Consider the following 22,070-nt stretch of genomic DNA (forward strand, 5'->3'; position numbering starts at 1 on the left):
GAGGAAATATGGAACGTTTAGCACTAATTACAATCATTTTACCGTTTGTCGGTGCGTTTATTGTGGGGTTGAACAAACAATCTTTCCCAAAAATCGCCACAATTTTTGCCGCACTTGCTACCCTTGGCACACTTGCTGTGGCGGGGCAGTGGTATGCAAATGGCGCACAATCTGTCACCTATGATTTAGTTAAATTTGGTGATACTGCAATCTTCGGCGTGACCTTAGATGCAGTAAGTACATTAATTGCCTTTGCCGTTGTGGGTTTAGGTTTCTTAATTTGCTTATATTCTTGTGGCTACTTAACCGATAAAAACCGCGAACATCCGCATAACGGATTACCTCGTTTTTATGCTTTCTTATTGATCTTCATCGGTGCAATGGCTGGCTTGGTGTATTCATCAACTTTGGCGGGCCAGTTGCTTTTCTTTGAAATCACTGGGGGATGTTCTTGGGCATTAATCAGCTATTATCAAAGCCAAAAAGCAATGGCGGCTGCGATGAAAGCGTTGATTATTACTCACGTAGGTTCATTAGGTTTATATCTTGCTGCGGCTTATTTATTTAGCCAATCTGGCACATTCTCTATCACCGCGTTAGAACATCTTACGCCTGAAGCGAAAACTATCGTGTTGTTTGGCGTGATGTTTGCCGCATGGGGTAAATCAGCACAACTTCCAATGCAAATTTGGTTACCAAATGCGATGGAAGCGCCAACACCCGTCAGTGCGTATTTGCACGCCGCATCAATGGTAAAAGTGGGCGTCTATATTTTCGCTCGTTCCGTGATGTCTGCTGGTGAAATTCCTCACATTGTGGGTGAAGTAGGGATTGTGATGGCAATGATTACATTGATTTATGGTTTCTTAATGTACTTGCCACAAGCGGATTTAAAACGCTTACTTGCGTATTCAACTATCACTCAACTTTCTTACATTTTCATCGGGCTTTCTCTTGCAGCATTAGGTTCTAAATTAGCCTTTGTTGCAGCGATTGCTTATATCTTTAACCACGCCTTTGCGAAAAGTTTATTCTTCTTAGTTGCAGGTTCATTGAGTTATGCCACAGGCACACGTTCAATGCCTCGTTTACAAGGGATTATGCGCACCATGCCTGTGGTTGGTACAGGATTTGGTATTGCCGCATTGGCTATTGCTGGTGTGCCACCGTTTAACGGTTTCTTCAGTAAATTCCCATTATTTGCCGCAGGTTTCGACCTTGGACAAGAATATTCTTGGGTAACTTGGTTAATGGTGATTGCGTTGATTGAATCTACGGCAACATTTGTTTGGTTGCTTTATAAATTTGGTCAATGCGTTATCGGTAAACCATCTGAAGACGTGCAAAATGCGCAGCCATTGCCATTCTCTATGACATTTGTTTTAGTGATTTTAATGGTGATGTCTGTGTGTTCTAGCTTTATCGCTGCCTATTGGTTAGGCCTTGCGGGTTAAGGAGAGAATTATGTTAATGATCAATGTATTAGCGAGTTTACTCATCATTACATCGCTTTGTGTCATTATGGCAAAAACCGCAAAAAAATCCGCGTTGTGCTATGGCTTACAGTCTCTTGTATTGGTGGTGTTATTCGTTTATTTGGCATTTGAAATGCAAGCTCACGAACTTTATATGTGGTCCATTAGTGCATTCATCACGAAAGTATTATTAGTGCCAGGAATTTTAATCTTTTCTTTACGAAAAATTGACGAAAGTCAAACTCCTGCAGGAATGAATGTCGCTTGGTTGATCCCGATCACATCTATCATCGTTTGCTTATGTTACTTTGTTGTCATTCCAGTGAACTTACCGTTAGTTGAACATTTAAAACCAGCGTTGTCAGTATCACTTAGCCACTTCCTTTTAGGTTTAGTGTGTATTGTGAGCCAACGCAATATTGTGAAACAAGTTTTCGGTTATTGTTTAATGGAAAACGGTGCGCATTTAACGTTGGCTTTACTTGCCAACAATGCGCCAGAATTAGTTGAAATCGGCATTGCCACCGATGCGATTTTTGCGGTCATCATAATGGTTGTGTTGGTGAATAAAATTTACCGCACTTTCAACACTGTTGATGCCAAACAACTTATGAGTTTGAAGGGGTAACGCTATGTATGAACAATGGATAATTGCGTTATTAGTCGCACCTTTAGTCATCGCTTTTGAAAGCTTTGCACTACGCGGAACAAAAAATCGGACAGTTTGTACCGCATTCCATATTACCGGGTTAATTTTGATGTTGTTCTTTTCCGTACAAGTCATTTCTGGCGTGTTGGAAAAAGGCAGTATCAGTGCATTTAACAACTGGGTGTATGTTGATAGTCTTTCTACCATTTTCTTAGGCTTAATTGCTGTCGTGGGTTCACTTGCTGGTGTGTATTCCATCGGTTATATGAACACTGAATTGGAAGAAGGGCATATTGATTTTAAAACCTATGCTCATTACCACGGTTTCTTACACTTATTCTTCTTTACGATGATTGTGTCAGTTATCACCAATAACTTGATTTTAATGTGGGTTGCAATTGAAGCGACAACATTAAGCTCTGCGTTTTTGGTCGGTACTTACAAACAAAAAACATCCCTTGAAGCCGCGTGGAAATACATCATCATCTGTTCTGTGGGCGTCGCCTTCGGTTTATACGGCACACTTTTAACCTTTGCTAATGCAAATAGCGTGCTTGCCGATCCAAGCCAAGCGATTTTCTGGTCAGCCGTGAATCAACAAGCCACTGGTTTAAACCCAATGTTGATGTATATCGCATTCGCTTTCGTATTGATTGGTTTTGGCACGAAGTGCGGTCTATTTCCAATGCATACTTGGTTATCAGACGCACACAGTGAAGCACCAAGCCCAGTGAGTGCAATTTTATCAGCGGTGTTATTAAACTGTGCAATGCTTGTAGTGTTGCGTTACTACACATTGGTTTCAAAAGCAGTTGGCGCAGAATTTCCACAAACCTTAATGTTAATCTTTGGTTTACTTTCAGTGCTTGTGGCGGCGTTATTTATCATCGTGCAATTTGATATTAAACGCTTGCTTGCTTACTCAAGTATCGAAAATATGGGCTTAATCAGCTTTGCTTTCGGTCTTGGTGGCCCAATTGGGGTATTTGCAGGTTTACTTCACACTATCAACCATAGCCTTGCGAAAACCTTATTATTCTGTGCATCGGGTAATATTCTATTGAAATATAAAACCCGTGATATGAATCAAGTGCGTGGATTATGGCGTGTTGCACCAGTGAGTGCGGTGCTTTTCGCAGGTGGTGCGTTGGCATTGGGCGGTATCCCTCCATTTAACGTATTTGTGAGTGAATTTAGTGTTGTGGTCGCAGGGATTACAGCGGGTAAAACTTGGTTAGTTATTTTATGCTTAATTTTACTTACCATCGTGCTTGCAGGACTTGCCTTAATGCTATTAAAAACAGTGCTTGGTAAACAACCTGATAATGTGGAAGCAGGCGAAGTCAGTAAAGTCTCTTTGGCGGCAATGGCCATACTATTGTTGTTAATGTTTGTAATGGGTATCCATATTGCAGAGCCAATCTTGCAGTTACTAAAAAGTGCGGTAGGAATTGTGCTTGGATCTGAACATGTGTCCTTTGGCGATATGCTAGTTTTACCTTGGCAAAGTTTAGCGAAATGATCGACAACTGGGGGAAAAAATGGAATTAACTAAAAATACATCGGTCGATCCGGTAAAAATGCTCGGCAAAAATTATATTGAAGCCGTTAATGCAAAATTTCCGAATACAATTTTAGATGAGGAGTGGTCTACACCGAATCAAGTGACTTTAACGGTGAAAACTAATATGTTACCTGATGTGGTGGAGTATCTTTACTATCAACATGAGGGCTGGTTGCCATTGGTTTTTGGTAACGATGAACGCTCAATTCATGGTCATTATGCCGTTTATTACGTGCTTTCTATGGAAGGCGTCGTCAAGACTTTTGTGACGATTAAAGCACTAGTGGATCCTGTTACACTCGAATTTCCTTCCGTGACACCGAAAGTCAAAGCGGCGGTGTGGGGCGAACGTGAATTATTTGATATGTACGGTTTAAAAGCCGTCGGTCTTCCCGATCAACGCCGTTTAGTGTTACCAGATGACTGGCCAGATGATCTTTACCCATTACGTAAAGATTCGATGGACTACCGTTTGCGTCCAGATCCAACTACGGCAACGGAAACCTATGAGTTTATTAACGAAAAAGGTGAAGCGCGTATTGTGCCTATCGGCCCTCTCCATATTACATCAGATGAACCGGGACACTTCCGTTTATTTGTCGATGGGGAAGATATTATTGATGCGGACTATCGTTTATTCTATGTACACCGTGGTATGGAAAAATTGGCAGAAACCCGAATGGATTACGATCAAGTCAATTTCTTGGCTGACCGTGTGTGCGGTATCTGCGGTTTTACCCATAGTGTTGCTTATGCTAACTCAGTCGAAAATGCGTTAGGTATTCAAATTCCTGAACGGGCACAATGGATTCGTGCAATTTTATTGGAAGTTGAACGCTTGCACAGTCATTTATTGAACTTAGGTTTATCTAGCCACTTTACTGGTTTTGATACTGGCTTTATGCAATTCTTCCGTGTTCGTGAAAAATCGATGACACTTGCGGAAGTGCTTACTGGTGCGCGTAAAACCTATGGTATCAACTTAATCGGTGGTGTACGCCGTGATATGTTGAAACACCAACGTGAACAATGCATTAAGCTTATTGCAGAAATGCGTGAAGAGCTTAAAACTTTGGTAGATATTTTACTCAATACGCCAAATATGGAACAACGTACTGTGGGCGTAGGAGTGCTTGATCGTCAAGTTGCGCGTGATTTCAGCCCAGTCGGACCGATGATTCGAGGTTCCGGCTTCGCACGTGATGTGCGTAAAATTCACCCCTTCTCTGGCTATGGCGATGTACCATTCAATATGTTCACCGAACAAGGTGGCGATGTGATTTCTCGCGTGAAAGTGCGGGTAAATGAAGTGTTTGAATCCATGAATATCATTGATTATATGGTGGATAACTTGCCTACTGGTGCGATTATCACTGAAGGTTTCAATTACACCCCTGGACGTTTTGCCTTAGGTATCACGGAAGCACCGCGTGGTGAAGACATTCACTGGTCAATGCTTGGTGATAACCAAAAATTATATCGCTGGCGTTGTCGTGCAGCGACTTATGCAAACTGGCCAACTTTACGTTATATGTTGCGTGGCAATACGGTATCAGATGCGCCACTTATCATTGGTAGCCTTGACCCTTGCTATTCTTGTACTGACCGTGTAACAGTGGTGGATGTACGTAAACGCAAAGCACAAACGGTTTCTTACAAAGAAATCGAACGTTACGGCATTGAACGTAAAAATTCACCATTAAAATAGGGGGCGCACAATGTTTAAATTACTTAAAACCGTATTAAATGCGGGGGATGTTACCACTAAATATCCGTTTAAACCCTATGAAGTTGATCCTGATTTCCGTGGTAAGCCAGAACTGAATTCTGATCAATGTATTGTTTGTGCAGCTTGTACGATGGCATGCCCAGCTAATGCGCTTACTATGCGTACTGATCCAGAAACAGGCGAACGTACGTGGTCATTATTTTTAGGCCGCTGCATTTTCTGTGGCCGTTGTGAAGAAGTTTGCCCAACAAAAGCGATTCGTTTAAGCCAAGATTTTGAATTATCAGTTAGCAATAAACAGGATCTTTATCAAGAAACAACCTTTACTACAACGATTTGTCATCAATGTGGTCAACCTTTTGTTTCTCATAAAGAACTCAATTATGCAGTGGATTTATTCAAACAAACATTGGATAACGATGAACTGGTAAAACATAAATTAGCGGTGCTCAACACTTGCCCAACCTGTAAACGCCAAAACAGTTTGGAAAAAACCGCCGATATGGAATCCAATATGCGCGTGAAATTGGCGTTATTTGATCACGTTAGGGAGATTGCAAGATGAACACACAAATCCCAATGCCCGTGAATGGTATTTCAACGCCATTTAGTGTGGATGAAAACATTGCGAAAATGAAACAAACTTTGTTGAAAAATATTCAACGTTCCGCTTATGTTTACCGTGTTGACTGTGGCGGTTGTAATGGTTGTGAAATTGAAATTTTTAGTACCATTACACCAACCTTTGACGCAGAACGTTTTGGGATTAAGGTTGTTGCATCACCTCGCCATGCGGATATTTTATTATTTACTGGTGCGGTAACTCGTGCAATGCGTACACCAGCAATGCGTGCTTATCAAGCTGCACCCGATCCAAAAATCTGTATTTCTTATGGGGCGTGCGGTTGTGGTGGCGGTATTTTCCATGACTTGTACTGCGTGTGGGGCGGTAGCGATCAAATTGTGCCAATTGATGTGTATATTCCTGGTTGCCCTCCAACTCCAGCGGCGACTATTTATGGTTTTGCAATGGCACTTGGTTTACTTGATCAAAAACTCAAAGGTAAACAAGAAATTGCCGATCCTAATGCTGAGGCTAAATTACGTTTCCCAAATATTCCATTAGATTTACGCGTGGAATTAGAACGTGAAGCGCGTCGTTTAGCGGGCTATCGACAAGGTGGAGACATTGCTAATCAATTTATGAGTATGATGTCTGAAAAAGATCGGGTTCCATTTGGTGTTCGTCTTGGCGAATTTTTGGAACGTGAAGCGGATCCTCGTTTGAGTGAAATCGTAAACCGATTACATGCAATTAGTATGCCGTTTTCGGGATAGTCTAACGATTGCTAAATAAACTAATAGCTCCGTTTTGATTTCTGCCAAATCTCCCCTTACCCCTCTTTGCTAAAGAGGGGAATAAGAGCAGTCAATTTCAATCTAGTTTTCTGTATTAACAATAGAAAATTAAAATGAGAGAGAAGACATTTTATTGCTAAAGAAGAATCTCCCTCTTTAGCAAAGAGAGGAATAAGAGCGGTCAATTTTAATCTAGTTTTCTGCATTAACAACAGAAAATTAAAATGATAGAGAAGTACTTTATTGCTAAAGAGAAATCCCCCTCTTTAGCAAAGAGGGGTAAGGGGAGATTTGGCAGTATTGATTAGCGAAGAAATTACTTTACAAGTTTTATAGGACGTACCATGACAACCCAAGTTTTTTTCTATTTACTCAATGAGCGTTTTGTTGAAAACGATGAGCAAGTTCCAGAGCAAGCCAAGCAAGTAATGTATTATTCCCTTGCGATTGGTCACCATGTTGGTGTGATTGACTGCTTTAAAAAATTGCTAATTTGTGATTATGCAGATTACCAACGTTTTGTAGATACCTTCCCTGAAGGGGATGCAAAACGTAAGTTTGCGGGCTTAATGAAATTTGGTGAAATTGTGATTGATTCAAGTCATGTAAATTTATTGGCTAAGGCACTTGATGAAAATCGAGCCAATTTTTCGCCTGAACATCAAAAATGGGTCGATATTTTAATGGACACGCTTGCTTCCATTCAGCGTGAACCTGTGATGTATATTATGGTGAAACGTCGTGATGAATGAAAATGTAATCCTAACTGTTGGTAACACAATGATGGGCGATGACGGAGCAGGCCCTTATCTTGCCCAGCTTTGTTCTGAAAATCCATTGCTAAATTGGACCGCACTTGATGGCGGTTCAGCACCAGAAAATCTTGTGCATCAGATCCGTGCCATGAAACCAAAGCGTTTAATTATCTTTGATGCAACAGAAATGGAATTGCCCGTTGGTAAAATTCGTATTATCGATAAAGAACTCATTGCAGAAATGTTCTTCGTCAGCACGCATAATTTGCCACTTAATTTTTTAATCGAGCAATTAGAGGAAGATATTCCTGAGGTTATTTTTATTGGTATCCAGCCCGATCTTGTTTCCTTTGGTTTTCCGATGAGTGAAGCTGTAAAAAGTGCGGTAGAATTTTTCTATGAATTTTTGAAGGATGGGGGCGATTTAGGCGAAATTACTCGATTGTAGTTGCTTTTATTCATAAAAAACGATCGCTTAACTTGCGATCGTTTTTTTATATGTTAATAAGCAACATTTGCTTAAATGAATTTGGCATTAGCCAGACAATCTTGATGCGATCATCGCTTGCCCTAGACTTAATCCGCCATCTCCCATTGGATATTGATGTGCACTTAACACATTAAATTCTGCAAGTGCTTGTTTTAATAAACGACGTAATAATTGGTTATGCATTACACCGCCTGAAAGCACAATGGTTTTGCAATTGTGGCGTTTTGCTTGCTGACGAGCTAACTCAGCAAAACCTTTTGCCAGAGCATAATGGAAAACAAATGCCTTATTTTCTTTTGAATCATTGTAAGCCAGCCAACTTTGCCAAAATGTGGCTAAATCTAATTGATTATTTTTGATTGGTATTTTAACCTGAATATTGACCGCACTTTTTTCATCTTTGATAAAGTCAGATTTTGTGGTTAGCGCTTCTAAATAACAAGCAGCCTCTCCCTCCCAAGAGAGTTTGTCACCCACAATACCTAATCCATAAGCTACCGCATCAAATAGTCTCCCAGCCGATGAAATGAGCGGAGAATTAAGATTACGTTCAATGGCATTGGAAAGAGGTTCCCAAGGTAATTCAGAACAAGTTTTAGCCGCAATGTCACGCCAATTGGGTACAAATTTTTGAAGATGAGCAAGCCAATTGCGCCAAGGTTGAGTTGCCGCAAGATCGCCACCTGGCAAAGCAACGGCAGGCAATCCACCTAAATGTTGAGATTGTTCGCCATCCACTAATAAGCATTCTCCGCCCCAAAGTTGCCCGTTATCCCCCATTCCAATACCATCTAAAGCTAGACCAATCACTTTTTCATGACAATGATGTTCTGCTAACACAGCAGCAATATGTGAGTGATGATGTAACACTTCCACATAAGGTACCGATAATTTTTTTGCGAGATTTTTCCCCGTTTTTGATGAAAAATAACCTGAGTGTGCATCAACCGCGATTAAATCCGGTTTGAATTGATAAATTTGGCAAAATAAGTCGATATTATTTTCTAATTGTTGTTGCACAAGCTCATTGGCGGTATCACCAATATGTTGGCTAACAACGGCTTTATTTTGTTTTAGTAGGCAAAATGTATTTTTAAGATCGGAACCCAATGCTAAGATATTTTTTGTATTTTCCGTTTTCAATAGCATTTCATCAGGAACGTAGCCACGCGCTCGGCGTAGCGTTTCCACGCCATCAAAAGAGGCTCTCACTAAGCTATCATCAGAGCGTTGCAAAATATCGCGATTATGGCAAAGATAGAAATCAGTCAAATTACTTAATTTTTTCACCGCACTTTCGTTGTCTAAAACAGGTGGCTCACCACTAGGATTGGCAGATGTCATGACGAGCGGTTGATTGATTTCACGTAAGAGTAAATGCTGCAATGGATTACTCGGTAACATCACACCAATTTCATTTAGATTCGGGGCGATATTTTTTGCCAGATTTGACACTTTATTTTTTTGTAACAAAACGATTGGTGCAGCTGTGCTAGTGAGTAATTTGATTTCGGTTTCTGTTAAATTTTGTAAAAAATCTAAACTTGGCACCATTATGGCAAGAGGTTTGCTCGGACGATGTTTACGATCTCGCAGTAATTGAACTGTATCGAAATTCTGTGCATCACAAGCTAAATGAAAACCGCCGATCCCTTTGATTGCCAAAATTTTTCCTTCTTTGAGCAAAAGTGCGGTTTGTTTTAAGGCTGTTTGATGTGTTGCAAGTTGATGTTCGGTATCTTGTAGCCAAATATGCGGGCCGCAAACTGGGCAGGCATTAGGTTGGGCATGAAATCGGCGAGCTGCTGGATTTTTATATTCGCGTTCACAATCTGGGCAGAAAGGAAAATCCGACATTGATGTATTTTTACGATCATAAGGAATCTTTTTGATAATCGTAAAACGAGGCCCGCAATGGGTGCAATTAGTGAAAGGGTAGTGATAACGACGATTTTCAGGATTAAATAAATCTTCTACGCAAGCGGGACAAGTGGCGGCATCAGGCACAATTTGCGTGTCCATTGCATTGTTTTCGCTTTCTCGAATGACAAATTCAGCAAAGTGCGGTAGATTTTCCCAGTGTTTTTCATATTGCTGAATATCTGTGATTAAAGCTAAAGGCGGTAGTTTTTCCTGTAAATCTTTTAAAAAATGTGTAAGCGCATCTTTTTCTGGATTTACAAATCGAATTAACACTCCTTGCCCATCATTATTTACATCACCCTTTAGGCCATATTCATTTGCTAATAACCACACAAAAGGGCGAAATCCCACACCTTGCACTTTGCCTTTAATGCGTAATTCGATTCCGTTCATAACTTATTCTCTACATCAAATTGAGTGGTGTTTATGCTAACTGAAAATATATGTGTAAGCTGTGATTTTTATCAAAGAAGATTAATTTTATATGTAATTACTGTAGGTAATGGGCTTTCCAATAACCAATCCACTCTTTTAGTAAAACCATATTGCTATTTAACGCACCTAAGTCAGGAATAAAAGATTTTGCAGAGAGATTTACTTTGCTGCCATAGCTTGCCGCTGCAGCAGGAAGTACATCAAATCCTTGTTTTTCAAAAAGATATTTGGCTCGTTTCATATGCCATTGATTTGTTACTAAAATAATTTTTTGAATATGATCTTTAACTAAAATAGGTTTAGTAAAACTGGCATTTTCTTCCGTATTACGGGCTTTATTTTCGATCCATTGCGTTGGCACATTAAAGAATTGGTTTAGTTCTTTTGCCATTAAGTCGCCTTCAGAAATGCCTATCAAAGAATAGCCCGTAGTTAAAACAGGCAAGCCCGTTTCTTTTTGTAAAAATGCCGCATAACGTAAACGTTCTAGTTGCGGTGCGCCAGAAGCTGTTTCTGCATACAGTTCTTTGGTTGGGTAAGATCCACCGCCTAATATTACGATGGCTTGAGCTTGTTTATAGTCATCTAGGGTAAGGGCTGGAGAATTATCATTATCTGTTAGAAATAAACTGGTAAAAGGTGCACTCATGACATAAAGCCAAGTGAAACTGATAAGCGCAATAAATTTGGCTAATTTTTTGAAATGAACACGATAAAGAATTACTGCAATAATCAGTAATACAAAGGTATTGAGAGGTGGTGCGATAAGTGCGGTAAGAAGTTTTCCTAGTTCTAACATAGATAAGATCCTTGATATAGAGCGGTTTCATTATAATGATTAGTCATAGCTTGTCCATGTTGATTTTGTTAAAATAAGCCCCTTATTTTTTGATAAACAAACGCTCGAATTCATCAAAAGTGCGGTTATATTTATGAAAGTTTTTAAAGACAGTGTCATTTACCTTGTTGGGGAATTATCGTCAAAGTTAGTTCCTTTTTTACTTTTGCCTTATTTATCGCGTAAATTGGGCGTAGAAGGGTATGGCTCACTTTCTTATTATCAAACTTTTTTAAGTTTATTTTTAATTGTGGTTTCTTTAACTCAGGAGGGCGCAATTTCCCGTTATTTTTATTTTTACGGAAAACGTTCATTAAATTTAGTGGTGAATACCGGCTATGCTTATACGACGATAATTGGCAGTATTATTTTAATGGGGTGTTGGATTGCTCAGTCTGAAATATTATTTTATGCTGCACTTTCCTCAATTTTTCAATCTTTCTTAAATGTTCAGCTAAGTGTAAGACAATGCCAGAAAAAAGCTTGGTCTTATGCTTTTATTCAATTTTCACTCACTGTTACTGGTGCGGTATTTACCATCGCACTGCTCGAGTATTATCAAAATGACCTTGTTGAAAAAAGAATTTTGGCCATTTTATTGAGTAATTTAGTCGTTTGGTTTTTTTCTTATTTTCTTTACAGAAAGAGTGCGACATCTAAAAAATATCAATTTAAACATTATCAATCTGCATTATTTTATATTTTAGGATTTGGATTACCGCTCATTTTGCATCATGCGAGCTTTTTCTTAAAAGGGCAGTTAGACCGTATTTTTATTTATCACAAATTCAGTGAAACAGATTTAGGGCTTTATGCCATGGGCGCTCAACTTGCTTTGGTGGTTTCTATTGCTATTCAAGCTCTTAATAAAGCGATTCTTCCTTATTTTTATGAAGCTTTAAAACAAAAAAAATTAGTGATTCAACAGTTACATAAATGGGCGCTATTTTCCTTTTTGCTGATCCCTATTCCCGCTTTAGTTATGTGGATTATTCCTGAAGATGTGCTCGTTTGGATTTTAGGAAGTCAATTTGTGGGAACGAAATATTATTTTATTTTATTTTTAATTTCGACCACATTAAGTATTCCTTATTTGATTTTAGTTAATTATCTTTTCTATTATGGAAAAAATAAACTTATTTCCCAATGTTCGGTTTTATCTACAATCATTTATGTAGCGAGCCTTGTGGCTTTAACTTTTACAGAAATTAAATATATCCCTTATGCTGGAATTATTGGTTCGCTTTCCATTATTCCTATTCTTTATTTTATGACATCTAAAGTGAGTAAAACCCTATGAATCTCATTCTTTGTTGCACACCATTGCAAGTATTAATTGCTAAAAAAATCATTGAATTACATCCTAACGAGCAATTCTTTGGCGTTATGTTTGGTGGTGTATGGGATAAAAAAAGAACCTTATACGCGAGTAAATTAGCGGAAGTTTGTAATGATTCTATGAACATTGATACGGGAAAAGATCTAAAAGGTTTCGATTCTCTCAAGTTAATGCGCCAGCTTAAGAATAAAATTACGCATAAAAGTTTTGATAAGGTTTTTCTCGCCAATCTTAATTCATTATGGCTACAAACTTATCTTAGTCATGTTTCATTTAAAGAGCTTTATACTTTTGATGATGGCTCAGATAATATTTTCCCACATCCTAATTTATTGAGAGAGCCTGATACATTTAAATACAAACTGATTAAAGTTTTTATTGGCGATAAATATAATGTGCATAAATTATTTAACAAAATAAAAAAACATTATACGGTTTATCCTAATTACAGAAATATTGTTCCCAATATTGAACCCATTTCCTTATGGGATAATAAAGTCAATTGCGATATAGATGGCGAAGTCTCATTTTTTATTGGACAACCATTGTTAAATACAAAAGAGGAAAATATCTCATTAATAAAAAAATTAAAAGATCAGATTCCTTTTGACTATTATTTCCCTCATCCAGCAGAAGATTACCGAGTGGATGAGGTAAATTATGTTGAATCAGAACTCATTTTTGAAGATTACGTATTTAAACATTTAGCGAATAAAAAAGTGATTATTTACACGTTCTTCAGTTCTGTTGCGTTTAATTTATTAAGTCATCCTAATGTAGAAATTCGTTTTATTAGAACGAGTATTCCAAGATGGCAATTCTGTTACGATTCATTTCCAGATCTTGGATTAACGATTTATAAGGAAATTTAAGATGAAAAAAATTGGTTTCTTTATTATGAATATCGAAAGTGCGGGTGGAACAGAGCGCGTTTCTATTAATGTTGCTAATGCCCTTGCCAAACAGGGATATGATGTTTCTTTTATTAGCATTGGCGGTAATAAGCCTTTTTTCCAAGTCGATGAAAAAATTAATATTTACGCAATGAATAAATTGCCCTATTCATTGAAAAAAGATTATTTTTCTATCACAAAAAAATTAAGAGAATTGGTTAAAGAATTGCAGCTGGATACCTTAATTGTGGTTGATGGTGCGATTATGCTCTTTTCTGCTTTGGCGTTGGTCAATTTACATGTAAAGCATATTTTATGGGAGCATTATTCTTTTAACTTTACTGGCAATCGCCTAGTTCGTACACTCGGTAAATATTTAGCTTCAACAAGATGTGATAAAGTCGTTACATTAACCGAGTCAGAAAAAACACTGTGGCAAGAAAAATTTAAAACGAACAATATAATCAGTATAGCTAACCCAAATACGCTTTTGCCAAAGAATAAATTAGCAAAATGGGAAAATAAAACTATTTTATCTGTAGGGCATTTATTTTCTTATAAAGGTTTTGATTATTTATTAAAAGCCTGGCAAGTTTTAGCAAAAAATCACCCAGATTGGAATTTAAAAATAGTGGGATCGGGTGAGGAAGAACAGAATTTAAAAAATCTTGCTAAAGCGTTAGGTATTGAAGATTCAGTTAATTTTATTCCTCGTACCAATGATGTCGCTTTTTATTATGAAAGCAGTTCAATTTATTGTTTACCTTCACAAACAGAAGGCTTGCCTTTAGTTGTTATTGAAGCGATGGCATTTGGTTTGCCTATTGTTGCCTTTAATTGTTCTCCGGGTGTAAAGCAATTAGTGGAGCATAAAGAAAATGGTTTTCTTTGTGAAAAAAATAATATTGAAGAAATGGTTAATGGTTTAGATTTATTAATGAATAATCCTGAACTTTATCAACAGATGTCAGACAAATCTCGTTTAATGAGTGAAAATTATGGCATTGAGAAAATTATTGAAGAATGGAAAGCGATTTTATAAGGCATCATTTTATGTTAAAAAAATATTTGATCTCTTTAGATAAAGATATTCAACGTCGGGAATTATTCTTTTCTCAAAAAAACACTGAGGATTTCCAAATTTTTTCTGCCATTAATACCATGCAAAAAGATTGGGATGAATTAGCTGATATTTTTAATATTGAACAATTTAAAGCACATTATGGCCGTAATGTCACTAAGGGCGAAATCGGCTGTACATTAAGTCATCTTTCCGTGTACCAAAAAATTGTTGAAGACAATGACATCGATGAAGATAGCTATGCGTTAGTCTGTGAAGATGACGCTTTATTCCACTCAGATTTTCAGCAAAATTTAACCGCGCTTTTATCAGAAAAACTTGAGTCTGAAATTATATTGGTTGGACAGTCCAAAATTAATGATTTCAATGATTTTGATTTAGAAATTAATTATCCGACAACTTTTTCTTTTCTATGCAAAAAAACAGGCAATGTAAATTACGCTTTCCCTTATAAAAGTTATTTTGCCGGCACGGTGGGTTATCTTATTAAAAAATCTGCTGCAAGAAGATTTATCCAGCAAATTTCTCAAAATAAACCATTTTGGTTGGCGGATGATTTTTTACTCTTTGAACAGGATTTTAATATAAGAAATAAAGTGGTTCGCCCTCTCATGGTAATTGAAAATCCTGTATTGATAAGCAATTTAGAAAGTGTTCGTGGATCTTTATCCAATAATTTGTTTAAAAAATTAATGAAATATCCATTGAAAAAAATCTTTGCGATTAAGAAAAATTTGGCTAATTAAAGGAAGGAATTATGTTAAGCATTATTGTGCCTTCTTATAATCGAAAAGCAGAAGTGCCAGTTTTATTAGAAAGTTTAAATCAACAAACATCGACTCATTTTGAAGTGATTATTGTGGATGATTGCTCCAAAGAGAGAGTAGTTGTTGAACAAAGCTATTCTTTTCCAGTTACAGTGATTCGTAATGAAACGAATCAAGGTGCAGCGGAAAGTCGTAATATTGGTGCGCGTGCATCAAATGGCGATTGGTTGCTTTTTCTCGATGATGATGATCGTTTTATGCCAGAAAAATGTGAAAAAGTATTACAAGTTATTGAGCAAAATCCAGACATTAATTTTATTTATCATCCAGCTAAATGTGAAATGGTCAATGAAGGGTTTACTTATGTGACTCAACCGATTGAACCCCAAGAAATCTCGACAGAACGTATTTTGTTAGCCAATAAGATTGGTGGCATGCCAATGGTTGCGATTAAAAAAGAGATGTTTTTAAAAATAGGTGGATTATCCACCGCACTTCGTTCTTTGGAAGACTATGATTTCTTATTAAAACTGCTACAAGAGCCGAGTTTTAAACCTTATAAAATTAATGAGCCACTAACTTATTGTACTTTCCATACTAAACGTTCAAGTGTGTCTACGGATACTACTAATACGCAAAAAGCGATTGACTATATTCGCGAGCATTATGTGAAAACGGTAGAGCAAGCTCGTAATTTTGATATTAATGCGAGCTATATTTTGGCTTATCCCCATATCATGAATTTATCGCGTAAAGCGGCAAAATATTATTTTGATATTTTTAAGAAAACAAAAAGCATTAAGCAATTCATTATTACGTTGGTTATTTTAATTTCGCCAAAATTAGCGATTAATTTAAAACGGTTTATGTAGGAAAATAAAATGAAATTTTCAGTCCTTATGTCCTTATATATTAAGGAAAATCCTCAATTCTTGCGGGAGTGTTTTGAAAGTCTTGTGGAACAAACTCGTCAAGCAGATGAAATTGTTTTGGTTTTTGATGGTGCAGTAATGCCAGAATTAGAATCTGTTGTGACGGAGTTTGAAACAAAACTGCCATTAAAATTAGTTAAATTGCCGCAAAATCGAGGTTTAGGTAAAGCCTTGAACGAAGGTTTATTGCATTGTGCTTATGACTGGGTTTTCCGTATGGATACCGATGATATTTGCGTGCCTGATCGTTTTGAAAAACAAGTGGCGTTTATTGAACAACATCCTGAAACCATTATCTTTGGCGGACAAATTGCCGAATTTGGTGAAAATGTAAATGATATTGTGGCATATCGTAATGTGCCAACGTCGGCTCAAGAAATTATCAAATTTACGCAAAAACGTTGTCCGTTTAATCATATGACGGTGGCATATCAAAAAATTGCGGTCATTAATTGTGGTGGATATGAAGATCTTCAAGAAGATTATTATTTGTGGATCAAACTTGTTGTACAAGGTTTATATGTGGCGAATTTGCCTGATATTTTAGTTTATGCGCGAGTAGGAAATGGCATGGTGAGTCGCCGCCGTGGGGTCAATCAAGCCAAAGCAGAATGGCGTTTGTTCAAATTAAAATATCGTTTGGGAATTCAAGGATTGTTATCTGGATTATTTACTTTTGTATTGCGTTTTGGTTCTCGTTTATTGCCAACCTCGTTATTGAAAAACCTTTATCAAACTTTTTTACGTAAATAGGAAATACGATGAAATTGAATATATTATTTAAAATTTCTGCATTATCCACCGCACTTTTTTTAGTTGGCTGTTCTAGTTCGCCTGATATTAAGCCAGTGGTCAATAGCACCAGTTATACTAAGCAAAGAACGCCAGAAAATTTTAATGATTATGTTCAATTTTTAAAAGGTAAAGCCGCCGCTGAAGGTGTGTCATTATCGGTATTGAATGCTCAAAATAATATTCTTTATATGCAAAAGGCAGTAGATTTAGATCGTGAACAAGCCGGTAAAATTCGTAAAGGAGATCCTAATTCACCTCCAGTGGCTAATCCTAATGGCACGAGCAATTATCTCAATAGAGTGCTAACTCAAAATAAAGTGAATGTCGCGGGTGAGCGTTATTGGGAAGTGCAAGCCCCATTGCAAAAAGCAAGCCAAAAATATGGTGTTCAACAGGAGTATTTGCTTGCGTTATGGGGAATGGAAAGTAGCTTCGGGCATTATCAAGGCAAATATGATGTACTTTCTGCAGTGGCAACCTTGGCTTTTGAAGGTCGTAGAGAAAAATTATTTACGAAAGAATTTATCTCAGCCATGAAAATGCTTGAAAAAGATCATATTCAACGTGAACGTATGTTAGGCTCGTGGGCGGGCGCTATGGGACAAACTCAGTTTATGCCAAGCACTTTCTTACGTTATGCGGCTGATGGAAATAATGATGGCGTAAAAGATATTTGGAAAAACCAGTTTGATACTTTTGCTTCTATTGCAAATTATTTGCATACAGTAGGATGGGATAACAGTTTGCCTTGGGGCGTAGAGGTGATGCTTACGCAACCTATTGATTTGAGTTATTCTGGTACAGAAAGTAATAAAGCTCGCTCTTTAAAAGACTGGCAAGCGATGGGGCTAATTTTAAAAAGCGCCAATCCACAGGAGCAAGCAAAATTAAGTACACTTGAAAATGCTCAGCTTTGGCTAGTTCGCCCTGATCGCGAAGCGGGCAGAGCATTTTTAGTTTCAAATAATTTCCGTACTATTTTGGATTGGAATAAATCTAATTATTTTGCGTTGAGTATCGGTATGTTTGCAGAACAAATTAAAGATAACCTTTTCAAAATATATTGAGAAAAATTAATTATTTTATATAAATAACTTATTAAATGGCTATTTTTTTAATTAATTCAATATGGCTTTTCATTAATTCATCAACTTCTTTCTTAGATTCAATGTCCAGTAACTGATAACATTTCATAATATATTCATCTATGTTATGTGCATAATTTAGCATTGTAGGGTACAGAGCTGGGATGTTTTCTTTAAAAAAACTTAATTCTTTATATATATCAACAAAATTCATAAATAAATTTTGTTGGTTAATGACGCTAACATACCTAGTTGTGGAATTTTCATTGTTTCTCCTATACATATAATATATTTTAGGATAGATTGAATATGTTTTAATATGTCTTACTAAATTAAAGCTCCACGGTATATCTTCATATGTACGTTTTTTAATAAAATAAAGATTATTATTTTTTATAATATCTTTTTTTATTATCTTTGTAACTGGGAAACCAAGATAGATTTCTTTATTTAATAAATATTGAAAATCCTCATGGAAATTTCCTTTCATATTTCTATACTCTGGACTATGGTAAAGAATTTTATCAGAATAAATAGAAGCTAAAGGAGTCATTATAATATCAGGATTAGATTCTTGATAAATCATTTCCAGGTCGGATAAGACTTTATCATTATTCCAATAATCATCACTATCTAAAAAAATAAGATATTTTCCTCTCGCTAGGTGTATTCCAATATTTCTAGCAACCGATTGACCTTCGTTAGGTTTGCTTATAAAAATAATATTGTTGTATTCTTTTTTATATCTATAACAAATATCTGCAGAGTCATCAGCTGAACCGTCGTCAACAAGAATCACTTCATAATCATCAAATTTTTGATTAACGACGGAATTAAGGCACTCATCTAAATATTTACTTGTATTATAAATGGGAATAATAATACTAAATAAAGGGTTTTCAGGCATTTTCTTGTATTTGGGTATATGCCCTAATAATTTTTCTGCTTGTGCAATATGACTAACACTATCAACTAAAGAAATAAAATCAGCAAAATAATCAGCTTTCCAATAAGGCTTTTCTTTTATGGTATATTCAAATAACCTTCTTGCGATACTTTTACGGATGAGATAAAGTGATGCACCAGAATTATTATAGTTTTCTTTATCTCCATAAACTAATGCATCAATAGTATCTTCCTCTTTAAATAAGCTTTCCTGATTATGTGTTGGAAAGTCGCGCTGTAATTTTATTATATTATAAGAAGAATATTTCTTTGCATATTCATTTGCTAATTCAATTGCATTTGGTACAAGCACAATATCTGCTTCAGCAATGAGAACCATATCATTATCATCGATTAATTGATTTTCTGAAATAGCTTTCCAACATTGAATATGCGACAATGTTTGAGTAATTTCCTTAGCTTCAGGCTCTCGATTAAAAATATCTCTAAATTTACTACTATTAAACAATAGTGAATTATCTGAATATAAATCTATAAGTGTTTGAGAAATGCTTTCTATTTCGATAAAGTCATTTTCATCAATAGATTTATAAAATTGTTCTAGCTTATTTTGATCTTTTTTATTAAATATTACATACTTTTTCATATTTTATTACTTTAAACCGATAAATTAAACAATCTGTAAACCAGCAAAAAACCATTGGATTCGGTGTTCTTCAACATTTAAATCTTGCGTGTTAAAACTGATAGTTTTACCTGCTCCTATAATATCTTTATAATAATAATTTTGTTTTGGTGTAAAAATAGCTCCATTATTAATATAGATTCGAGTACATTCGGGATAAGTTGCAATTCCACTATAAAGCCAATATAAAATTACTGGAGAATCCTGATTATTTATAAAAGAAATAGTACTTTCTCCTGAACATTCAACACATAGAGCACCTTTCCTAAAAAGGTCACCACTATCAAATTTTATTAAAAGATGTCCGTTGGCTTTTGCATAATTTAGTGATAATTTAGTTTGGCTTTCACTATTATTTGTTACTAAACTTTCTCTAATGATATTATAAAGTATATAATTTCCCGTTTGGAAGGCTTTTCCCCTCTCATAAAAATCATCAGGATAAAGCCCATTAAACGTAATTAATTTGTCTTCACGATGATTTCTTGTAATATGAAATCCCTCTACTTGCTCATTTTCTATTAGAAAAATATGTTGATGATTTTTTACAAGATGTTTGACTCCCCAAACAGGCGTACAATTATATTTAATGGGCAGTACACTTACTTTATTTTTATCATAGGAATAGAGATTAATTAATGATGTATCAATACCGTACCTCATATTAAAATATGAATTTGTATTTAACTGATATTGAACATACTCTTTATAATTTAAAAAAGCCTTTTTACTTCCTAAAACAACACCAACCTGCCATACATATCCATTTTTTTCCTCTAACACATCAATTTTTTTATTAAATTCATCAATTTTATCTTCTGAAATAACATCTGTTAGAAAGCTACAACGCCAAGCATCATAAGCACAATATAAATTATCTTGATGGATAATCTGATCAAAAACAGTTAGTGTTTGTGAGGGAAACCAAATATCAGCATCATAAAATGCAATTTGCTCATAAGCATATTTTTCTGCAATATCTGCAACAGAAATATGTCTATCTAAAAGCATTTCACTATAACAATGAGAAGGGGAGAAACAAAAAATATTATTTTTTTCTAAAACGGCCTTTTTCTCTAGAGAAAGACCGTAATCTAATACACCAATATCACCTTTTTTCTCGGTATAGAAATCTGTTTTTTGTAAACTTAATATAAAGGGTAAGAATTGCTCATACCAAATAGTATTATTGTTATCTAATGCTGTTAAAATAATTCTTTTCATTTATATTTACCTATTTAAACAACCGTTTTAATTCATTTTCATAAATAGCAAGGTTAATAGGATTGTATGGATGCAGCGAAGCTAAATAGTCATTTGCTCTAGCAACATATTCATCATGATGTTTATCATGATTTTCAATGACATCAATTAAAACTTTTGCACCATCAAAAGCATCAAATTGATCGTAATAATATCCTACACCTTTAGGTAAAAGTTTAGAATTATGAATAAATGGATAGCCTCCATAAAGAGCTTCATTGTAAGCATAATTTAAACCATTTTCCCACTGAGTACTTAAAACTATATCAGTATACTTAGATAAGAAATAAGCCATATGAAAACGCCCTTCTACTGAGATCTTTCCATTTTTTAATAAGTCTGTTCGTCCAATAAAGTCTCGGAAAGCAGGTCTATCTCTCTTATCATAAGTGTTACACATAAAAACATGTTCAATGAGTTCTGGTCTTTCTCTGAATGCTTGTTCTGCAATTAGGATATCTATAAAGCAATTTTTAAATATAGAAATGTTTGGCTCAAATGATGTGATTCGTCTTGTTTTTTTAGAATCATCTTTATTATTTATATAACCAAATGGTTGTGATAAATCTTTTATAGCTTTATCTAAGAATAATGGGGACCAAATAAAGGGAATTAAACGTGGTTCTGAACGTTGCATAATTGCAAAATAGGAAGAATTTGTATTCCACATTTGTGGTATAAACCAATGTGAATCAAACAGAGTACCATTAAAACTACTTGGTGATGGTTTATTATGTAAAAATGCCTCAACATCATAAATAAAATCATTTCCCATCTTATAGCAAACAATTTTTCCACTATTCTTTCGAATAATATCTGCGTGACGCTGTTCAATATATAAAGAACCTTCTACTAAAATATCTAGTTCATTAATCTTTTCATCAATTTGATTAAATTTTAGATTAAGATCTGATAGCATATTCCATTCTTTAGGATCACTTATATTTTCAGGTCCCCAACTTACAAATGTAACATCTTCAACACAATCCAATGCATTAAAAAGTTGGTATAAAAAAACCAAATTCTGATGAACACCATTTGACCATACATCTTTATTTTGATGTTCTAAGTTAAATGTAATGCCTATTTTATATTTTTTCATTTTTT

At 35.7% G+C, this 22,070-nt stretch carries 20 protein-coding genes; 15 read left to right on the top strand and 5 right to left on the bottom strand.

The features are described 5' to 3' along the window. Positions 1-8: 8 nt before the first annotated feature. The 8 genes from DV417_RS06115 to hycI all read left to right on the top strand — a co-directional run bounded on the left by DV417_RS06115 (position 9) and on the right by hycI (position 7,979). Positions 9-1,454: a hydrogenase 4 subunit D gene (locus tag DV417_RS06115; RefSeq protein WP_009499957.1), complete on the top strand. Its 1,446-nt coding sequence runs from the start codon at positions 9-11 to the stop codon at positions 1,452-1,454. Between the two features lie 10 nt (positions 1,455-1,464). Continuing rightward, on the top strand, positions 1,465-2,103 hold the full coding sequence (hyfE, locus tag DV417_RS06120; RefSeq protein WP_005626080.1) for a hydrogenase 4 membrane subunit: 639 nt from the start codon (positions 1,465-1,467) through the stop codon (positions 2,101-2,103). Between the two features lie 4 nt (positions 2,104-2,107). Further along, complete coding sequence (locus DV417_RS06125) at positions 2,108-3,646, top strand: hydrogenase 4 subunit F (protein WP_118879091.1); 1,539 nt, start codon at positions 2,108-2,110, stop codon at positions 3,644-3,646. Positions 3,647-3,665: 19 nt separating this feature from the next. Continuing rightward, positions 3,666-5,396: a hydrogenase large subunit gene (locus DV417_RS06130; RefSeq protein WP_005634689.1), complete on the top strand. Its 1,731-nt coding sequence runs from the start codon at positions 3,666-3,668 to the stop codon at positions 5,394-5,396. A gap of 10 nt (positions 5,397-5,406) precedes the next feature. Then, entirely contained in the window at positions 5,407-5,982 is a 576-nt protein-coding gene (locus tag DV417_RS06135) for a formate hydrogenlyase complex iron-sulfur subunit (RefSeq protein ID WP_005626087.1), read from the top strand. Continuing rightward, positions 5,979-6,755: an NADH-quinone oxidoreductase subunit B family protein gene (locus DV417_RS06140; protein ID WP_005634686.1), complete on the top strand. Its 777-nt coding sequence runs from the start codon at positions 5,979-5,981 to the stop codon at positions 6,753-6,755. The genes DV417_RS06135 and DV417_RS06140 overlap by 4 nt, the downstream gene beginning before the upstream one ends. A 365-nt stretch (positions 6,756-7,120) precedes the next feature. Next, a complete protein-coding gene (locus DV417_RS06145; RefSeq protein ID WP_005631954.1) occupies positions 7,121-7,528 on the top strand; it encodes a formate hydrogenlyase maturation HycH family protein in 408 nt (135 codons plus the stop codon). Beyond that, positions 7,521-7,979 (top strand): hydrogenase maturation peptidase HycI, encoded by a 459-nt coding sequence (gene hycI / locus DV417_RS06150; RefSeq protein ID WP_118879092.1) that lies wholly within the window; start codon positions 7,521-7,523, stop codon positions 7,977-7,979. Before DV417_RS06145 ends, hycI begins: the two co-directional genes overlap by 8 nt. An 87-nt stretch (positions 7,980-8,066) precedes the next feature. Here hycI and hypF read toward each other — a convergent pair whose 3' ends face one another. Beyond that, positions 8,067-10,337 carry a carbamoyltransferase HypF gene (hypF, locus tag DV417_RS06155; protein ID WP_118879093.1) on the bottom strand — a complete coding sequence of 757 codons (2,271 nt, stop codon included), beginning with the start codon at positions 10,335-10,337 and terminating at the stop codon, positions 8,067-8,069. Between the two features lie 97 nt (positions 10,338-10,434). Then, positions 10,435-11,178 (bottom strand): YdcF family protein, encoded by a 744-nt coding sequence (locus DV417_RS06160; protein ID WP_118879094.1) that lies wholly within the window; start codon positions 11,176-11,178, stop codon positions 10,435-10,437. Between the two features lie 133 nt (positions 11,179-11,311). On the opposite strand from DV417_RS06160, the gene lsgA reads away from it, so the two are divergent. Genes lsgA through DV417_RS06195 form a run of 7 tightly spaced genes read left to right on the top strand, consistent with a single transcriptional unit; the run spans position 11,312 to position 18,091 of the window. Continuing rightward, positions 11,312-12,517, top strand: coding sequence for a lipooligosaccharide flippase LsgA (lsgA, locus tag DV417_RS06165; protein ID WP_118879095.1), 1,206 nt, complete (start codon positions 11,312-11,314; stop codon positions 12,515-12,517). Beyond that, complete coding sequence (lsgB, locus tag DV417_RS06170; protein WP_118879096.1) at positions 12,514-13,428, top strand: lipooligosaccharide biosynthesis sialyltransferase LsgB; 915 nt, start codon at positions 12,514-12,516, stop codon at positions 13,426-13,428. The genes lsgA and lsgB overlap by 4 nt, the downstream gene beginning before the upstream one ends. Position 13,429: 1 nt before the next feature. Beyond that, entirely contained in the window at positions 13,430-14,491 is a 1,062-nt protein-coding gene (gene lsgC / locus DV417_RS06175) for a lipooligosaccharide biosynthesis family 4 glycosyltransferase LsgC (protein WP_118879097.1), read from the top strand. Positions 14,492-14,502: 11 nt separating this feature from the next. Further along, positions 14,503-15,276: a lipooligosaccharide biosynthesis galactosyltransferase LsgD gene (gene lsgD / locus DV417_RS06180; protein WP_118879098.1), complete on the top strand. Its 774-nt coding sequence runs from the start codon at positions 14,503-14,505 to the stop codon at positions 15,274-15,276. Positions 15,277-15,287: 11 nt separating this feature from the next. Further along, positions 15,288-16,169, top strand: a complete 882-nt coding sequence (lsgE, locus tag DV417_RS06185) for a lipooligosaccharide biosynthesis N-acetyl-glucosamine transferase LsgE (RefSeq protein ID WP_118879099.1) — start codon at positions 15,288-15,290, stop codon at positions 16,167-16,169. Positions 16,170-16,178: 9 nt separating this feature from the next. Then, the gene (gene lsgF / locus DV417_RS06190; protein WP_192878558.1) at positions 16,179-16,982 is read left to right on the top strand and encodes a lipooligosaccharide biosynthesis galactosyltransferase LsgF; all 804 of its coding nucleotides are present in this window, start codon (positions 16,179-16,181) and stop codon (positions 16,980-16,982) included. An 8-nt stretch (positions 16,983-16,990) separates the two neighbouring features. Continuing rightward, a complete protein-coding gene (locus tag DV417_RS06195; RefSeq protein WP_118879100.1) occupies positions 16,991-18,091 on the top strand; it encodes a lytic murein transglycosylase in 1,101 nt (366 codons plus the stop codon). A 31-nt stretch (positions 18,092-18,122) separates the two neighbouring features. Here DV417_RS06195 and DV417_RS06200 read toward each other — a convergent pair whose 3' ends face one another. From DV417_RS06200 to DV417_RS06210, 3 genes are read right to left on the bottom strand one after another with little or no spacing between them, the layout of a single operon-like run. Then, positions 18,123-19,661: a glycosyltransferase gene (locus DV417_RS06200; protein ID WP_118879101.1), complete on the bottom strand. Its 1,539-nt coding sequence runs from the start codon at positions 19,659-19,661 to the stop codon at positions 18,123-18,125. A 24-nt stretch (positions 19,662-19,685) separates the two neighbouring features. Beyond that, positions 19,686-20,924 carry a hypothetical protein gene (locus DV417_RS06205; RefSeq protein WP_118879102.1) on the bottom strand — a complete coding sequence of 413 codons (1,239 nt, stop codon included), beginning with the start codon at positions 20,922-20,924 and terminating at the stop codon, positions 19,686-19,688. Between the two features lie 10 nt (positions 20,925-20,934). Then, on the bottom strand, positions 20,935-22,065 hold the full coding sequence (locus DV417_RS06210; RefSeq protein WP_118879103.1) for a DUF2827 family protein: 1,131 nt from the start codon (positions 22,063-22,065) through the stop codon (positions 20,935-20,937). Positions 22,066-22,070 lie beyond the last annotated feature (5 nt).

The sequence above is a fragment of the Haemophilus haemolyticus genome (genome assembly GCF_003490935.1).
Lineage (GTDB): Bacteria > Pseudomonadota > Gammaproteobacteria > Enterobacterales > Pasteurellaceae > Haemophilus > Haemophilus haemolyticus_M.

Bases quoted from the DNA above. Each gene is read 5' to 3' on its own strand.
- DV417_RS06115 (WP_009499957.1), top strand. From the start codon at position 9: ATGGAACGTTTAGCACTAATTACAATCATTTTACCGTTTGTCGGTGCG.
- hyfE (WP_005626080.1), top strand. From the start codon at position 1,465: ATGTTAATGATCAATGTATTAGCGAGTTTACTCATCATTACATCGCTT.
- DV417_RS06125 (WP_118879091.1), top strand. From the start codon at position 2,108: ATGTATGAACAATGGATAATTGCGTTATTAGTCGCACCTTTAGTCATC.
- DV417_RS06130 (WP_005634689.1), top strand. From the start codon at position 3,666: ATGGAATTAACTAAAAATACATCGGTCGATCCGGTAAAAATGCTCGGC.
- DV417_RS06135 (WP_005626087.1), top strand. From the start codon at position 5,407: ATGTTTAAATTACTTAAAACCGTATTAAATGCGGGGGATGTTACCACT.
- DV417_RS06140 (WP_005634686.1), top strand. From the start codon at position 5,979: ATGAACACACAAATCCCAATGCCCGTGAATGGTATTTCAACGCCATTT.
- DV417_RS06145 (WP_005631954.1), top strand. From the start codon at position 7,121: ATGACAACCCAAGTTTTTTTCTATTTACTCAATGAGCGTTTTGTTGAA.
- hycI (WP_118879092.1), top strand. From the start codon at position 7,521: ATGAATGAAAATGTAATCCTAACTGTTGGTAACACAATGATGGGCGAT.
- hypF (WP_118879093.1), bottom strand. From the start codon at position 10,337: ATGAACGGAATCGAATTACGCATTAAAGGCAAAGTGCAAGGTGTGGGA.
- DV417_RS06160 (WP_118879094.1), bottom strand. From the start codon at position 11,178: ATGTTAGAACTAGGAAAACTTCTTACCGCACTTATCGCACCACCTCTC.
- lsgA (WP_118879095.1), top strand. From the start codon at position 11,312: ATGAAAGTTTTTAAAGACAGTGTCATTTACCTTGTTGGGGAATTATCG.
- lsgB (WP_118879096.1), top strand. From the start codon at position 12,514: ATGAATCTCATTCTTTGTTGCACACCATTGCAAGTATTAATTGCTAAA.
- lsgC (WP_118879097.1), top strand. From the start codon at position 13,430: ATGAAAAAAATTGGTTTCTTTATTATGAATATCGAAAGTGCGGGTGGA.
- lsgD (WP_118879098.1), top strand. From the start codon at position 14,503: ATGTTAAAAAAATATTTGATCTCTTTAGATAAAGATATTCAACGTCGG.
- lsgE (WP_118879099.1), top strand. From the start codon at position 15,288: ATGTTAAGCATTATTGTGCCTTCTTATAATCGAAAAGCAGAAGTGCCA.
- lsgF (WP_192878558.1), top strand. From the start codon at position 16,179: ATGAAATTTTCAGTCCTTATGTCCTTATATATTAAGGAAAATCCTCAA.
- DV417_RS06195 (WP_118879100.1), top strand. From the start codon at position 16,991: ATGAAATTGAATATATTATTTAAAATTTCTGCATTATCCACCGCACTT.
- DV417_RS06200 (WP_118879101.1), bottom strand. From the start codon at position 19,661: ATGAAAAAGTATGTAATATTTAATAAAAAAGATCAAAATAAGCTAGAA.
- DV417_RS06205 (WP_118879102.1), bottom strand. From the start codon at position 20,924: ATGAAAAGAATTATTTTAACAGCATTAGATAACAATAATACTATTTGG.
- DV417_RS06210 (WP_118879103.1), bottom strand. From the start codon at position 22,065: ATGAAAAAATATAAAATAGGCATTACATTTAACTTAGAACATCAAAAT.